This is a genomic window from Nocardioides solisilvae (genome assembly GCF_003194625.1).
Classification (GTDB): Bacteria; Actinomycetota; Actinomycetes; order Propionibacteriales; family Nocardioidaceae; genus Nocardioides; species Nocardioides solisilvae.
Map to the genome: position 1 here is coordinate 1 of NZ_QHKX01000001.1, position 14,692 is coordinate 14,692.

At 73.1% G+C, this 14,692-nt stretch carries 15 protein-coding genes; 6 read left to right on the plus strand and 9 right to left on the minus strand.

The window, feature by feature from the left end; translation table 11 throughout:
• The 8 genes from DNK53_RS00005 to DNK53_RS00040 all read right to left on the minus strand — a co-directional run.
• Positions 1-1,771: GAF domain-containing protein (locus tag DNK53_RS00005; protein WP_110180298.1), on the minus strand; the 1,771-nt coding region annotated here is incomplete at its 3' end.
• Positions 1,768-2,271 (minus strand): chemotaxis protein CheW, encoded by a 504-nt coding sequence (locus DNK53_RS00010; RefSeq protein ID WP_110180299.1) that lies wholly within the window; start codon positions 2,269-2,271, stop codon positions 1,768-1,770. The genes DNK53_RS00010 and DNK53_RS00005, both read right to left, overlap by 4 nt.
• Entirely contained in the window at positions 2,271-4,619 is a 2,349-nt protein-coding gene (locus DNK53_RS00015; protein ID WP_110180300.1) for a chemotaxis protein CheA, read from the minus strand. The genes DNK53_RS00010 and DNK53_RS00015 overlap by 1 nt, the downstream gene beginning before the upstream one ends.
• A 118-nt stretch (positions 4,620-4,737) precedes the next feature.
• On the minus strand, positions 4,738-4,974 hold the full coding sequence (gene csrA / locus DNK53_RS00020; protein WP_110180301.1) for a carbon storage regulator CsrA: 237 nt from the start codon (positions 4,972-4,974) through the stop codon (positions 4,738-4,740).
• Between the two features lie 41 nt (positions 4,975-5,015).
• Entirely contained in the window at positions 5,016-5,471 is a 456-nt protein-coding gene (gene fliW / locus DNK53_RS00025; RefSeq protein ID WP_239456278.1) for a flagellar assembly protein FliW, read from the minus strand.
• Positions 5,468-6,367, minus strand: a complete 900-nt coding sequence (flgL, locus tag DNK53_RS00030) for a flagellar hook-associated protein FlgL (protein WP_110180303.1) — start codon at positions 6,365-6,367, stop codon at positions 5,468-5,470. Before flgL ends, fliW begins: the two co-directional genes overlap by 4 nt.
• Positions 6,364-7,740 (minus strand): flagellar hook-associated protein FlgK, encoded by a 1,377-nt coding sequence (gene flgK / locus DNK53_RS00035; RefSeq protein ID WP_110180304.1) that lies wholly within the window; start codon positions 7,738-7,740, stop codon positions 6,364-6,366. The genes flgL and flgK overlap by 4 nt, the downstream gene beginning before the upstream one ends.
• Before the next feature lie 7 nt (positions 7,741-7,747).
• Positions 7,748-8,224 (minus strand): flagellar protein FlgN, encoded by a 477-nt coding sequence (locus tag DNK53_RS00040; RefSeq protein WP_110180305.1) that lies wholly within the window; start codon positions 8,222-8,224, stop codon positions 7,748-7,750.
• A gap of 290 nt (positions 8,225-8,514) precedes the next feature.
• Between DNK53_RS00040 and DNK53_RS00045 the strand changes: the two genes are divergently transcribed.
• The 5 genes from DNK53_RS00045 to DNK53_RS18250 all read left to right on the plus strand — a co-directional run bounded on the left by DNK53_RS00045 (position 8,515) and on the right by DNK53_RS18250 (position 12,544).
• Positions 8,515-9,363, plus strand: a complete 849-nt coding sequence (locus DNK53_RS00045) for a sigma-70 family RNA polymerase sigma factor (RefSeq protein ID WP_110181298.1) — start codon at positions 8,515-8,517, stop codon at positions 9,361-9,363.
• A 145-nt stretch (positions 9,364-9,508) separates the two neighbouring features.
• Positions 9,509-10,375, plus strand: a complete 867-nt coding sequence (locus DNK53_RS00050; RefSeq protein ID WP_110180306.1) for a flagellin N-terminal helical domain-containing protein — start codon at positions 9,509-9,511, stop codon at positions 10,373-10,375.
• Between the two features lie 98 nt (positions 10,376-10,473).
• Entirely contained in the window at positions 10,474-11,799 is a 1,326-nt protein-coding gene (fliD, locus tag DNK53_RS00055; RefSeq protein WP_110180307.1) for a flagellar filament capping protein FliD, read from the plus strand.
• Positions 11,796-12,188: a flagellar export chaperone FliS gene (gene fliS, locus DNK53_RS00060; RefSeq protein WP_239456279.1), complete on the plus strand. Its 393-nt coding sequence runs from the start codon at positions 11,796-11,798 to the stop codon at positions 12,186-12,188. Before fliD ends, fliS begins: the two co-directional genes overlap by 4 nt.
• Entirely contained in the window at positions 12,188-12,544 is a 357-nt protein-coding gene (locus tag DNK53_RS18250) for a hypothetical protein (RefSeq protein WP_110180308.1), read from the plus strand. Before fliS ends, DNK53_RS18250 begins: the two co-directional genes overlap by 1 nt.
• Positions 12,545-12,663: 119 nt before the next feature.
• Here DNK53_RS18250 and DNK53_RS00070 read toward each other — a convergent pair whose 3' ends face one another.
• On the minus strand, positions 12,664-13,710 hold the full coding sequence (locus DNK53_RS00070) for a protein-glutamate methylesterase/protein-glutamine glutaminase (protein ID WP_110180309.1): 1,047 nt from the start codon (positions 13,708-13,710) through the stop codon (positions 12,664-12,666).
• A 106-nt stretch (positions 13,711-13,816) separates the two neighbouring features.
• On the opposite strand from DNK53_RS00070, the gene DNK53_RS00075 reads away from it, so the two are divergent.
• The gene (locus tag DNK53_RS00075) at positions 13,817-14,692 is read left to right on the plus strand and encodes a CheR family methyltransferase (RefSeq protein ID WP_110180310.1); all 876 of its coding nucleotides are present in this window, start codon (positions 13,817-13,819) and stop codon (positions 14,690-14,692) included.

A 14,692-nucleotide genomic window follows, 5' to 3' on the forward strand; every position in this document is an offset into this window, starting at 1 on the left:
CCACCCCCACCGCCGTCGTGGCCACCGTCGCCGCCTCCGTCGCATTCTTCGCGATCTCCCGGATGCTCGCCGTCATCTCCTCCGCAGCCGTCGCCACCGTCTGGATCGACGCCGACACCTGCACCGACGCCCCCGACGCCGACCCCGCCCGCTCCGAGGTCAGCAACGCCCCCTCACCCATCCCCTGCGACAACGCCGACAGCTGCTCGGCCGCCACCGCCAACGAGTCGGCCGTCCCCCCGATGTCACCCAACGACCCACGCAACGTCCGCAGCACCTCCCCCAGACCCTGCGCCAGCTCACCGATCGCGTCATCCCCCGAGACCGGCATCTCCCGCGTCAGATCCCCCTCACCAGCAGCCCGCACCACCTCCAGCACCAGGTCCACCTTCGACGCCAGATCCGCCGCCGCCGCCCGCTCCGCCTCGTCACGCTGGATCCGCGCCACCGCCTGCGACACCAGGTCACCGATGTTGCGCAGGGTGCCGAGCCGCTGCTCGTTGAGGAGCATGCGCTCTCCGGAGAAGAACTCCATGACCGCGACGACGTCCTTGCCAGCGCGGACGGGGAAGCCGACCGCGGAGGGGGTCTTCATCTCGGGCCAGTGCTTCCGCACGCCGGCGGGGATGTCGGTGTACTCCATCACCTCGAGCAGGCCGGCGCTGGCCCAGACCTTGCCGCCCATCCCCTCACCCCTGGCGAGGGTCTGGTCGGCGAAGTGCACCAACATCTCCTCGGGGACGCCGAGCGAGTGGGCCATCCGCAGCCGCTCGATCTCGGGGTCCACCCGCCAGGCGACGCCCGAGTCCCACTGGAACTTCTCGCAGACCGCCTCGAGGGTCCGATCGATGACCTCGTCGACCGAGGTCGCCGCGCCCAGCAGGCCGAGCACGTGGTTCATCGCGGCGGTGTCGGCCAGGGCCTGCTCGCGGTCGCGCTCGATCTGCAGCTTCTCGGTGACGATCTCCCAGGTCAGCAGGAAGCCGATCCGGTGACCCTCGTCGTCGAACATCTCGGTGATCGTGCCGTCGAGGGTCTCCGGGCCGATCTGGTGCTGCAGGGAGCTCAGCTTCCGCAGCTTCTCCTCGGAGCGGGCCAGCGTGCCCTGGGGGTCCAGGAGACCCGCGCGCTGGGCGTCCTGCTCCTCGTAGATCATCGCCAGCGGCACGCCCACCAGCTCCTCGGGACGCACCACGATGTGCTCGGCGAGCCCCTCGAGCGCCCGGAGCGAGGCCGGGTTGAGGTAGGTGATGATCCCCTCGGCATTGGCGAACATCATCTTGGTCGGCGAGTTCTCCAGCATCGCGTGGACCCGGGCGAGCTTCCGCTGCTCGCGCACCTGCGAGGTCTTCTTGATCCAGGAGAGCATGACGCCGCCGAACTGGCCGTCGGAGGTGACGCCGGTGATGCTCAGGTCGGCGACCTCGTCACCGACCTCGACCACGGTCTCGAACGGCAGCAGGCTCGGGTCGCCCCAGACCCGCTCGAAACGGCCGACGTCGCCGAGCAGGCCGAAGAGCGGGCGCACGTCGGCACCCACCCACTGGTCGAGGGGCAGCGGCAGGAACGCCTCGAGGGGCCGCAGGTCCTCCAGCGCCTTCTCGTTGACGTAGGCGACCCGCTGGTGGGAGTCGGCGAGCAGCACCGAGGCGGGGAAGCCGTCGAGCACGTGCCGCACGATGGCCGGGACGCCGGGGGCGGGCAGCCCGTCGGTCTCGACGAGAGCGGTGGGCTCGAGCGGGACGGACGGCTCGGCGAGCAGGTCGGTCATGGGGTTCCTCCAGCGGGGTTCTCGAGGGGAACGCCGACGGTGCGGTCGACGTCGAGGACGAGCAGGATGGCCTCGGGCAGGGCGACGACGCCCTGCAGCAGGTCGCGGACCGGGGCCGGCAGGTTGGCGGGGGCGGGGAGCAGCTCGTGGCCGGCGGTGTCGACCACGTCGCCGACCTCGTCGACGAGCAGGCTGACCGCCTCCCCCGCCGAACGGACGACGACGTTGAGCGGCGGGTCGCCGTCATCCGGGAACGGTCGACCCAGGCAGCGCCGCAGGCACACGGCGGTGACGATCTGCCCCCGCAGGTTGAGCAGGCCGCGCACCTGCTCCGAGGCCAGCGGCACGGGGGTGAGCGGCTGCCAGCGCAGCACCTCCTGCACCTGGGTGATCGGCACGCCGAAGAGCAGGCCGTCGACGGCGAAGGTGCAGTACTGGGTCTGGACGTCGACCGGGACCCACGGGGTCGGGGACGCGTGCAGGTGGGTCGTCGGTGTCATCACGCCACCCCCGCGGCCGTCACGACGGCGTCCAGATCGAGCAGATCGGTGACGCGACCGTCGATTACGGCCGAGCCGAGGACGCCGTCACGCCGACCCACCTCGCTGCGCCGCAGCACGGTGTCGACGACGTCGACGACGCGGTCGATCACCAGTCCGACCCGGTGCTCGCCGTCCTCGTGGACGACGACCGAGAGCGTCGCGCGCTCCTCCTCGCCGTCGGGGGCGGGCGGCAGCCCGATCAGCGACGAGAGCCGGACCAGGGGCAGGATGCCGTCGCGGTACTGCACCGCCTCGGCGCGACCCGCGCCCTCCAGACGGCCGACCTCGATCTCCTCCAGGCGCGAGACCTCGTGCAGCGGGAGCGCCGCGCGGCGCCCCGGGACGACCTCCAGCACGAGCATCGGGGTGGTCTCCTGCCGCTTGACGGCGACCTCCACCTTGGAGACCGGCACCGGCACGATGCCGTGCGCGTGGGCGAGCCCGGCCACGTCGAGGATCAGCGCCACCCGGCCGTCGCCCATGATCGTGGCGCCGGCGTACGTGCCCAGTGCCTTGAGCTGGCGGCCCAGCGGCTTGACGACGATCTCCTGGGTGTCGTGGACCTCGGCGACGCAGAGCCCGTAGCGGACCCCGTCGGCCTGCACCACGACGACGGTGACGCCGTCGCGCTCGTCGAGCGGGAGGGTCGGCGCGGCCACGTCGACGCCGAGCGCCGTCCCGAGCGGCAGCAGCGGCAACAGCTCGCCGCGCAGGCGGAGCACCGGGGCCCCGGCCACGACCTCGACGTCGGTGGCGAGCGACTCGCCCTCGACCCGGACCAGCTCGACCAGGTTGACCTGGGGCAGGGCGTAGCGCTCCGCGCCCTCCTGGACCAGCAGCGCTGGGATGATCGCGAGCGTGAGCGGGATCCGCACCCGGCAGGTGGTGCCCTCGCCGACCACGCTCTGCACGTCGACGGTGCCGCCGATCCGCTCGATGTTGGTGCGGACGACGTCCATCCCGACGCCACGGCCCGAGACGTTGGTGACCACGGCGGCGGTGGAGAAGCCGGGCTCGAAGACGAGGGCGAGCACGTCGCGGGGCTCCATCCGGGCCAGCTCCTCGCGCGTCACGACCCCACGGGCGAGGGCCGCGGCGGCGATCGCCTCGGGGTCGATGCCCTTGCCGTCGTCGGTGATCTCGACGACCACCTGGCCGCTCTCGTGGCGGGCGCGCAGCAGCAGCCGGCCGGTGGCGGGCTTGCCGGCGGCCAGGCGCGCGGCCGGGGTCTCGATGCCGTGGTCGATGGCGTTGCGCACGAGGTGGGTCAGCGGGTCCCTGAGCGCCTCGAGCAGCGAGCGGTCGAGCTCGGTCTCGTGGCCCTCGAGGTCGAGCTGCACCTGCCGCTCGAGCTGGTGGGCGAGGTCGCGCACGATCCGCGGCATCTTCGACCAGACGTGGCCGATCGGCTGCATGCGGGTGCGCATCACCCCCTCCTGCAGCTCGCTGGCGACCTGGTCGAGGCGCTGGGCCGCGCGGACCAGCTCGAGGTCCTCCTCGCGGGCCTCGGTGCGGCGCAGGATCTGGTTGCGGGTGAGCACCAGCTCCCCGACCAGCTGGACGAGGCTGTCGAGCAGGTCGACGTCGACCCGCACGGTGGAGTCGACCGCCGAGCGGGCGGCCGGCTCGAACGGCGCGTCGGGCGCGGCGGCGGACGGCGCCGCCGCGACGGGTGCGAGCAGGGACTCGGGCGCCGCCGGGACCGGTGCCGGCGCCGCCACGTCCAGCGGGACGGCGGGCGCGACGGTGACGACGGGACCGGCCGGAGCGGCGAGCACGACGGGGGCGGCCGGTACGGCGTCGGGGACTCCCTCGGCAGGCGCCGGCGCCTCGGGGGCAGACGCGGCGGCGACCTCGGTGGCCTCGGGCTCGCTCCCGGGCGCGGGCTCGGGGGAGGCTGCCGGCGTCGGGGGCGTCTCCTCCAGGACCGCCCGGAGCGAGGCGACGACGCTGTCGACGTCGACGTCCCCGGCCACGTCGGACCCGGTCGCCTCGACGGCGGCGAGCAGCCGGCGTACGGCGTCGACCATGGCGAGCAGCACCTCGGCGACCTCGGTCGTCATCGTCCGCTCGCCGTCGCGCAGCGTGGCGAGCAGGTTCTCGCCCACGTGGGTCAGCGCCTCGAGCCGGTGCAGCGCGAGGAACCCGCTGGTCCCCTTGATCGTGTGGATGGTCCGGAAGATGCTCGAGAGCAGCTCGGGCGAGCCCGGGTCGCCCTCCAGCTCCACCAGGTCGCGGTCGAGCTGGTCCAGGTTCTCGTGGCTCTCGACCAGGAACTCGGCGATGATCTCGGCATCGTCGTCCACGTGGCGACCTCCTCTCCGGACGGCTCGGGGGCGCCGCGGCACGGCGCCTCACCCGCCACATCGGCCACGGAGGAGGAGAACTGAGGAGAACGGGGCGGCCGAGAGGCCGCGGAGGCGCCTACTCCTGGCGCTTGCGCATCGCCTCGGCCAGGGACGCGACGGCGTCCTCGGGCGGCGAGGCGGCCGACTGGTTGCTGGAGGCCAGCTCGGCGAGCAGCTCGGCGCGGTGCACCTTGACCGAGCGTGGCGCGTCGATGCCGACGCGGACGACGTCCCCGCGGACCTCGAGGATCGTCACGGTGATGTCGTCGCCCAGGACGACGCTCTCCCCCGTACGACGGCTCAGCACCAGCATGGGGGTGACCCTACGGCACGGCGCGCGACCGCGCCGGGGAGTCAGGCGACGAGCGGCGTGGCGACCGAGAGCGACGGGTCGTCCAGGATCACCTGGCTGGCCCGGCGGCTCTGGGTGTTGACCAGGATCGGGGCCAGCAGGTTGGCGGTGGTCTCGGCGAGCGACGAGCCGGCGGTCAGCACGACGAGCACCAGCACCTCGGCGGCGTCGACGATGCCGAGCTGGTCGACGACGTCGTCCTCGACGAGCGGGGCGTAGTCGGGGAAGAAGCTGATCGGGCTGGTGACCAGGAAGCGCAGGTCGGGGTCCTCCAGCGAGCGCAGCGCGCAGAGCATCCCGTCGTCGTCGAGGCGGACCAGGGCGAACCGGCGGTGCTCGGGGAAGCCCGGCATCGGGTTGACCAGCTCGATCACCGGGATCTCGTCCACGACGCTCCGCTCCTCCTGACTCCTGCGCACGGCTTCGCTGTCCGGGCCGATCATGACAGATGTGGTCACCGCAGGAAGTCCATGAGGCTGGGCTGCATGACGCGGCTCGTGGCGGACAGGGCGGCCTGGTAGGCCATCTCCTGGGTCTTGAGCTCCATGACGGCCTTGGTGAGGTCGACGTTCTCGACGCCGGTGAGCGACTTGGTGAGCGCGAACTCGCGCTCGTCGGCGGCCTCCACCGCCCGGTCCAGGGCGACGGTGCGGTTGCCCACGTCGATCACCGCGACGCCGAGCCTGTCGAGGTCGCCGGCCACCGCGTCCAGGCTGGTCCGCAGCCCGGCGGTGTCGCCGGTGCGGACGGCCTCGGCCATGGCGGTGAGGTTGTCGAAGAGGGTGGCGCCCTCGGGGCCCAGCGTGGCCCGGGCGTCGAGGTCGACGCGGACCGTCTGCCCCTCGGCGATCGTCCGGGTGACCTCGCCGGGGACGCCTCGGTAGACGACCTCGGTGCCGACCTTCTCGAAGGCGATGCTCCCGGCCGTCACCCCGCCCATCACCGGGCGGTCCTGGTGCCGGGTGTTGGCCAGCGTGATCAGCGAGTCGCGGATCTGCTCGATGTCGGCGGCCAGCACCTGGCGCGAGCTGGGGCTCACCGCGCCGGGGTTGGCGGCCTGGACGCCGATCTCGCGCGCGCTGCGGGTCCGGGTGATCATCGACTGCAGCACGGTGTCGACCTGGGCCAGCCAGCCCTGCCCGTCCTCGGCGTTGCGCTTGTGCTGCGCGGCCTCGGAGAGCTGGGAGCGCAGCCGCATCGCGGTGGTGGTGTCGGCGGGGTTGTCCGACGGGCGGTTGATCGCCCGTCCCGAGGAGACCTGCTCCTGCAGCCGCGACAGCCGGGCGAGGCCGGTGTTGAGCTGCTCCAGCGACCGCGTCGCCATCATGTTCTGGGTGACCCGCGTGATGGTCATCGGCCGACCAGTCCTGTCCGGTTGATGAGGGTGTCGAGCATGGAGTCGAGGGTGCTCATCACCCGCGACGCCGCCTCGTAGCCGCGCTGGGCCGACATCAGGGTGACCATCTCCTCGTCGAGGCTGACGCCCGAGAGCTGGTCGCGCTGGCCGTCGACCTGGGCGAGCAGGGAGGCCTGGTTGGTGACCAGCCGACCGGCCGAGGAGACCTCGGTGCCGAGCCCGTTGACCAGCCGCTGGTAGGCCGTCTCGACCCCGCTGGCCGCGCCCTGGGAGGCGGCGACGTCGCCGAGCAGGGCGCCCGGCTGCGAGGAGGCGGCCAACCGGCCGGGGTCGGTGGAGACCAGGGCGAGCGAGGCCGCGCCCTGCGCGGGGTCGTAGGAGAGGAGGGGGCCGCCGGCGTTGCCGGCCCGGTCGAACCCCTGCGCCTGGCGGCCGTTGACCTCCTGCGCCAGCTGGGCGGCGACGGCGTCCAGCCCCGCGGCGTACGCCGGGAGGGTGACGCTGAGCAGGTCGGCCCCGGCGCCGACCTCGCCGCGGACGGCGGCGGTCACGGCGGCCGAGGAGCCGTCGGGCTGGCGCACCTCGAAGGTGACGGGGACGGCCCCGGGCGCGGAGACGACGAGCGTCCCGGCCTGCCGGCCCTGGACGAGGGGGACGTTGCCGACGGTGACGTCGAGGCCGCCGTCGGCGCGCTCGGTGGCGGTGCCGCCGGTCAGCCCGGCGAGCGTGGTGGCCACCTGGTCGCGGCGGTCGAGCAGCGTGTTGACGTCCACCCCCGCGGAGCCGTGCTGGGCGATCTGCCGGTTGAGCTCGGCGAGCTCGGCCGCCGCGGCGTTCACCTCGCCGACCGCGCCGTCGAGGCGGGTGCGGGCGTCGGTGGTCTCCCGGGCGACGTTGGCGGCCTGGGTGCGGACCGCGTCGACCAGGGTCCGAGCCTCGGTGAGGACCTGGGTGCGGGCGATGTCGGAGCCGGGCGCGTTGGAGAGGGCGTGCCAGCTGGACCGGAAGTCGGCCAGCGCGGCGGAGACGCCGTTCGGGCCGGGCTCGGCGACCCCGGTCTCCAGCCGCTCCAAGGTGGTGCGCCGGACGTCGAGGTAGGTGAGGGTGGCGGTCTCCTGGCGGACCCGCGTGTCGAGGAACTGGTCGGTCATCCGGCGCAGGTCGGCGACCCGGACGCCGTCGCCCGCGCCGTCGTACCGGGACCACATGGCGGGCTGCACCGGGGCGCCGACCGTCTCCCCCACCACCTGGCGGCGGGTGAAGCCGGGGGTGGCCGCGTTGGCGATGTTGCCGCTCGCGGTGTCCATCACCACGCGGTTGTAGCGCAGGGCGCTGAGCGCGGTGTTGAAGGAGGCGAAGGTCCCGCTCATGACGGCCTCAGAGGCTCGCGTCGAAGATCGGGCGACGGGCGTCGGTGCTGACCGCGGTGCCGTCGGCGCTGTAGCCGGCCGACCCGTCGCCCAGGGTGAGCAGGGTCTCCCGCGCCGAGCGGATGCCGGCGGTGACGAGCTCGCGGTTGGTCTCGGCCATCGCCGTCACCTCCCGGGTGATCGACTCGAAGGCGTCGCGGTGGTCGGCGAGGATCGAGGCCCACGGCTCGGCGACCGACTCGGCCAGGGCGCGGAGGCTGGGGTTGGGGGCGAGGCCCGCCTCGGCGGCGGACTCGTCGGCGGCGACGGCGCGGAGCACCTCGGTCTCGCGGATGCTCTGCAGCACCGCCTCGACCTCCTTGGCGGCGCGCAGCAGCCACTTGGTGCGGCCGGTCGCCATCACCAGCTGCTCGACCTCGAGCTTGAAGAGCAGGGTCTCCAGGAGCTCGCGCTCGCGCCACAGGATGAGCGAGAGCTTCTCCATGGCCGGGTCCCTTCGGTGTGTCGACGGCTGGGTGATCGGATGTCGCGGATGAACGGTGGCGAGGCCGGGCAGGGTCCTCGACCACTCCCATCGGCGGCCCCGGCGGGGACCTGAGCGTTTTTCCGTCAAGCGGTCCGGGACCTTTCCACCCACCTGCCCACGAGCGGCTGGCCGGAGTGGGCCATGCCGCCACGGGACCTTTGGCCCGACTTCTGCACACACGGAGGGTTGCTCCCCAATTGTGGGTACGCGGTGCGCTTCCCTGAACGACTCTCGTCCCCGTGAGCGAGATGAAGCAGGCCGGGCAGGCCACCGAGGAGCTGATCACGGCGACGATGCCGCTGGTCGGCCACATCGTCCGCGAGATGGCCAACCGCGTGCCGTCCCACGTCTCCCGCGACGACCTGACCTCCGCCGGCCTCGCCGCGCTGGTCCAGGCCGCCCACGCCTTCGAGGCGGACCGCGGGGTGCCGTTCGCCCGGTACGCCGCCACCCGGATCCGCGGCGCGCTCCTCGACGAGCTGCGCAGCGTCGACTGGGCGTCCCGGTCGGTCCGCCGCCGCGCCCGCGACCTCGACGAGTGCCGCCACCGGATGGCCGCGACCCTGGGCCGCGTGCCCACCAACGCCGAGGTCGCCAGCGCGCTGGGGATGAGCCTCGACGAGGTCGTCGCCAACGACGACGACATCGCCCGCGCCCAGGTCCTCTCCCTCCAGGGCGCGCCCGACGACGCCCTCGACGAGCTGCTGCCCGCCGACGGCGCGACCCCCGAGCAGCTGCTCGAGCACAAGGAGCGCCTCACCTACATGGTGGAGGCCGTCGCCGAGCTCCCCGAGCGCCTGCGCGTCGTCGTGAGCGGCTACTTCCTCGAGGAGCGGCCGATGGCCGAGATCGCCCTCGAGCTCGGGGTCAGCGAGTCCCGCGTCTCCCAGCTGCGCGCCGAGGCGCTCACCCTGCTCCGCGAGGCACTGCACCGCGAGCTCTCCCCCGAGATGGTCAAGCCGGCCGCCAAGCCCGACGGCTGCGCCGCCCGCCGCCGCGAGTCCTACTTCGCCGCCGTCTCGGCCAGGCACGCCGCCAACCTGGTGCGCCCCGCCGCCCGCCCGAGCCTGCGTCCCGCCCTGGACGCCACCGCCTGACCCTGGGCGTCCCCGTGGCAGCGGGAACCCGTCGAAAAAGTTTCGCGGGAATTCCTCAGGCCGGTCCGGCGGGGACCGATGAGAACGCCAACGGAGTCCACGGACGGACTCCAGCACGTGACTCCATTCCAGGAAGGAAACCATCATGAGTCTTCGCATCAACCAGAACATCGACGCGATGTCGGCCTACCGCAACCTCTCCACCACCTCGGGGCAGATGGCCAAGTCGCTCGAGAAGCTCTCGTCGGGCTTCCGGATCAACCGGGCCGGCGACGACGCCGCCGGCCTCGCGATCTCGGAGGGTCTCCGGTCGCAGATCGGCGGCCTGAAGATGGGTGCCCGCAACGCCCAGGACGGCATCTCGCTCGTCCAGACCGCGGAGGGTGCGCTCACCGAGGTCCACTCCATGCTGCAGCGCATGAACGACCTCGCGGTGCAGCACGCCAGCGGCACCGCCACCACCGATGTCCAGGCAAACCTGTCTGCCGAGTTCGACCAGCTCAAGGAGGAGATCTCCCGCATCGCGTTGAACAGCAAGTTCAACGGGCAGGCTCTCTTCCACGGCGGCGACGAGACCACCACCACCGCCACTGTTGGCGCGGCGGGCAACTCGGCTGATCGCGCGTTCCAGGTCGGGTTCGACTCGGCGGACGTCATCACGGTGGGCGGCGCCGACGCTCTGATGAACTTCGCCGCAGACGCCACGGCCGCCGATGACGGAAGCGTTGACTCTGCCGTCATCACGGACAGCAACACGGTCAAGGCTGCCATCGACACCGTGTCCACCCAGCGCGCGAACCTCGGTGCCATCCAGAACCGGTTCGAGCACACCATCAACAACGTCAACGTGACCGTGGAGAACCTTTCGGCCGCCGAGAGCCGGATCCGCGACACCGACATGGCGCAGGAGATGATGAACTTCACCCGTTCGCAGATCCTGTCCCAGGCCGGCACGGCGATGCTCGCGCAGGCGAACCAGGCGCCCCAGGGCGTCCTCTCCCTGCTCCGCTGATGGCTGACGGCGGTCGGTCGGACGCCCTGGTCTCCCCAGGGCCCCGGCCGGCCGCCGTCTCCACGTCCCCGCCCCGGCACGGCTGAGAGGAGGACCCCATGGCCAGCGTCTCCGGGCTGTCAGGCTTCGACAGCGCCAGCATCGTCGACCAGCTCATGCAGCTGGAGACGGTCGGCAGGACCCGCGTGCAGACCCGGGTCCGCTCGGAGGAGACCGCGCTGCGGTCCCTCCAGACCCTCAACACCAGGCTCGCCGCCCTCGCCACGAAGGCGGCCGACACCGGCCGGCCCGGCGCGTGGAGCACCCTCACCGCCACCTCCTCGGCCCCCGGCGTCGGCGCCACCGCCACGGCGGCCACCACCGCGTCGTCGTTCTCGGTCACGGTCGAGCGCCTCGCGCTCACCCACCAGCTCGCCTTCACCGCGCCGGCCGGCCTCGCCGACACCGTCACCTCGGGATCGACGACCGTCCGGCTCGACCGGCTCGACGGCACCACGCCCCTCGAGCTCGAGACCGACGGCACCCTCCAGGGGCTCGTCTCCGCGCTGAACGACCCCGCCAACGAGACCGGCGTCCGGGCCACCGCGGTCAGGGTCGCCGAGGGCTCCTACCGCCTCCTCGTCGAGTCGACGGCGACCGGCCAGGCCAGCGACTTCGCCCTCACCAACCTCGACGGCTCCGACCTGCTCGGCGGCGCGACCCCGCGCGTGGGCCAGGACGCCGCGGTCTCGCTCGGCGGCATCACCGCCACGTCGCCGACCAACACCTTCGCCGACCTCATGCCGGGCGTGACGGTCACGCTCGCTCCCCCGGCCACCGCCGGGACGGTCGCCGAGCTCACCGTCGCGCGCGACGCCAGCACGGTCAAGACCCAGGTCAAGGCCCTGGTCGACGACCTCAACGCCGCGCTCAAGGAGATCGACGCCCTCACCGCCTCCGGCGGCAGCGGCACGGCCAAGGGCCTGCTGGCCGGCGACAGTGGCGTCCGCTCGGTCCGCACGGCGCTGCTCGACGCCGTCTACCCCGGCGACGGCACCTCGCTCGCCTCGCTCGGCATCCAGACCGACCGCTACGGCAAGCTCGTCCTCGACGAAGCCGCCCTGGCGAAGGCCTACGAGGCCGACCCCGAGTCCGTCGCCGCCGCCCTCGGCTCCGGAGCCGGCGGGTTCGCAGCCCGCGTGCAGGACGTCGCCAAGCAGGCCAGCAGGTCCGTCGACGGCACGCTCACCTCGGCGATCAACGGTCGCCAGGAGGGCATCAAGCGCCTCAACGGCTCGATCGACCAGTGGGACACGCGGCTGGAGCTGCGTCGTACCACCCTCACCCGTCAGTTCACCGCCCTCGAGACCGCCCTGAACACCATGAACAGCCAGTCCACCTGGCTGGCCGGTCAGATCAGCGGCCTCCCGTCCTGGAACGGATGACCACCATGGTTCCCAGCAACGCGCGCGCCGCCTACCTCGGCGCCTCGGTGAGCACCGCCAGCCCCGAGCGCATGCTCGTCATGCTCTGCGAGCGGATGACCCTCGACCTCCGTCGCGCGGTCGATGCCCAGACCGCCGGCGACCACCTGGCCGCCCACACGCAGCTGCTGCACGCCCAGGACATCGTCGTCGAGCTCCGCTCCACCCTGCGCACCGACGCCTGGGACGGCGCCCTGCAGCTGGCCTCGCTCTACGACTGGATGTTCGGCCAGATGGTGCTGGCCAACACCCGCCGCGACGTCGAGGTGACCCGCCACGTGCTGGGCCTCGCCGAGCAGCTCGCCAACACCTGGCGCGAGGCCGCCCTGCAGACCGCGGCCGCCAGCTGATGGCCTCCCACGAGGGCGCCGCCGACCGGGCCAACGGCGTCATCGCCGCCGCCTGGGCCGCCGAGCTCGAGCGGCTCGAGGAGGACGTGCGGCGCACCGAGCAGCTGCTCGCCGACCCCGCCGAGGCGCTGCTCTCCTGGCACACCCGCCCCCCGTGGCACGCCCCCAACCTCGGGCCCGTCCCGGCCCACCTGGTCGAGCGCGCGCAGACGCTGCTCGCCCGCCAGGCCGAGGTCCGCGACCAGCTCACCCGGGCGCTCGCCGACCTGACCCGGCAGAAGGAGTACGCCGACCGCGTCAGCGACGCGACCTCCACGGGCCCTGCCACCCCGGCGTACCTCGACATCACCGCCTGAGCGCGCCCTCCACCTCCAGACAGTCCCCCACGATCTGACCACCCGGACCGGCGTGTCCTCGGTCAGACTGTGGGGGACTACCTGCATGGCCCGCGGGAGGGGCGGAGCGACGGCGCGGGTCAGCCGCGGACGAGCTCGGTGAGACGCGCGGCCAGCTTGTCGAGGGCGACGACGTCGTGGGCCAGCCCGGCCTGGACGACGGCGCCGGGCATCCCCCAGACGACCGAGGAGGCCCGGTCCTGGACGACGACGGTGCCCCCGCTGGCCTGGACGGCCCGGCAGCCCGCGGTGCCGTCGTGGCCCATGCCGGTGAGCACCACGCCGAGGGCGCCGGGCCCGTAGACGTGGGCGCCGGAGCGGAAGAGCACGTCGACCGACGGGCGGCAGAAGTTCTCCGGCGGCCCGGCGTCGATCCGGGTCAGCACCCGGTCGTCGCTGCGATGCACCGAGAGGTGGCGGTCGCCGGGGGCGACGTAGACGTGGCCCGCCTCCAGCGGCTCGCCGTCGACCGCCTCGGTCACGGTCAGGGCGCTGACCCGGTCGAGGCGGGAGGCGAACATCGCGGTGAAGACCGGCGGCATGTGCTGCACGACCACCACGGGCACGCGGAGGTTGAAGGGCAGGTCGCGCAGCAGCGCGGCGAGCGCGTCGGGGCCGCCGGTGGAGCAGCCGACCATCATCACCTCGGGCCGGGTGGCCTCCCCCGGTGCGAGCACCGGCCGCGGGGGCGGCAGCGGCTGGTCGACCGCCTGCAGCGCCTGCGCCGTCCCGACCAGGGCCGTGATCTTGGGGATCAGCTGGCCGGCGATCTCGCTCGCGCTCTCGGCCAGGCTCGCGGTGCCGGTGGGCTTGGTGACGTAGTCGGAGGCGCCCAGCGAGAGCGCCTCGAGCGTCTTGACCGCCCCGCGCTCGGTCAGGGTGCTGAACATGATGACGGGCATCCGCGGGTGCGCGGCCCGGAGCCGGCGCAGCGCGGCGAGCCCGTCGAGCACGGGCATCTCGATGTCGAGGACGACCGCGTCGGGCGCGAGCTCGTCGGCGAGCTCCAGCGCGTGCTGCCCGTCGACGGCCTGGCCGACCACGGCGATCCCCGGGTCGCTCTCCAGCGCGGCAGTCACGATGCGGCGGACCGCCGCGGAGTCGTCGACGACGAGGACACTGATCACGTCTCCCCCATCGGCAGGCAGCGCGCCGACGTGAGCAGGTCGCGCGGATTTTGCCCAGCGCCGAGGTTTCCCTCAGGAGCCCCGACCGCCGACCGATGGGGACGACGTGAGCCTCTCGTCCCTGGCCCTTGCCTACGTCTCCGACCTCGTGCGTCGTGAGACGGCGATGCTCTACCCCCCGGAGAAGGGGTACCTCGTCGAGTCGCGGCTCCAGCCGCTGGCCGCCGAGGCGGGCCTGAGCCTCGAGGCGTACGTCGGCCGCGTGCGGCGCGACGCCGGCGAGCAGGCCCGCGTCGTGGACGCGCTCACCATCAACGAGACCTCGTGGTTCCGCGACAACACGCCCTTCCGAGCCCTGGCCACGGGGATCGTGCCGGGGCTGCTGGAGCACCGCGCCGAGCGGCACGTGCGGGTCTGGTCGGCGGCCTGCTCGAGCGGGCAGGAGCCCTACAGCATCGCGATGACGCTGAAGGAGCACCTGCCGCACGACTGGACCGCCGAGATCTGGGCCTCCGACGTCTCCCCCACCATGGTGGCCCGCGTCGCCGAGGCCCGATACGGCCAGGTCGAGATGAACCGCGGGCTGCCCGCCACCTCGCTGGTCAAGTACTTCACCCGCGCCGGCTCCGACTGGGAGGTCGTCCCCGAGCTGCGCGAGATGGTGCGGCCGCAGGTGGTCAACCTGGTCCGCGAGCTGCCGCCGCTGCCCACCTTCGACGTGGTCATGCTGCGCAACGTGCTCATCTACTTCGACCTCGAGGTGCGCCGGCAGGTGCTCCACCGGGTCCGGGCCACCCTCGCGCCCGACGGCTACCTCGTCCTCGGCTCCTCCGAGACGGCGATGGACCTGGGTCCGGAGTGGGTCCGCGAGACCTGCGGCCGGCTCCAGCTGCACCGCCCGGCCTGCACGACGTCCGACCTCCTGTCCGCGAAGCAGTCCGCGGCCGCCCACGACCCGACCCTCACCGCGACGGGATCCTGA

Coding starts and splice junctions, on each gene's coding strand:
- fliD (WP_110180307.1), top strand. CDS start 10,474: ATGGCCAGCGTCTCCGGGCTGTCAGGCTTCGACAGCGCCAGCATCGTC.
- csrA (WP_110180301.1), bottom strand. CDS start 4,974: ATGCTGGTGCTGAGCCGTCGTACGGGGGAGAGCGTCGTCCTGGGCGAC.
- flgK (WP_110180304.1), bottom strand. CDS start 7,740: ATGAGCGGGACCTTCGCCTCCTTCAACACCGCGCTCAGCGCCCTGCGC.
- DNK53_RS00010 (WP_110180299.1), bottom strand. CDS start 2,271: ATGACACCGACGACCCACCTGCACGCGTCCCCGACCCCGTGGGTCCCG.
- DNK53_RS00050 (WP_110180306.1), top strand. CDS start 9,509: ATGAGTCTTCGCATCAACCAGAACATCGACGCGATGTCGGCCTACCGC.
- DNK53_RS00045 (WP_110181298.1), top strand. CDS start 8,515: ATGAAGCAGGCCGGGCAGGCCACCGAGGAGCTGATCACGGCGACGATG.
- flgL (WP_110180303.1), bottom strand. CDS start 6,367: ATGACCATCACGCGGGTCACCCAGAACATGATGGCGACGCGGTCGCTG.
- DNK53_RS18250 (WP_110180308.1), top strand. CDS start 12,188: ATGGCCTCCCACGAGGGCGCCGCCGACCGGGCCAACGGCGTCATCGCC.
- fliS (WP_239456279.1), top strand. CDS start 11,796: ATGACCACCATGGTTCCCAGCAACGCGCGCGCCGCCTACCTCGGCGCC.
- DNK53_RS00040 (WP_110180305.1), bottom strand. CDS start 8,224: ATGGAGAAGCTCTCGCTCATCCTGTGGCGCGAGCGCGAGCTCCTGGAG.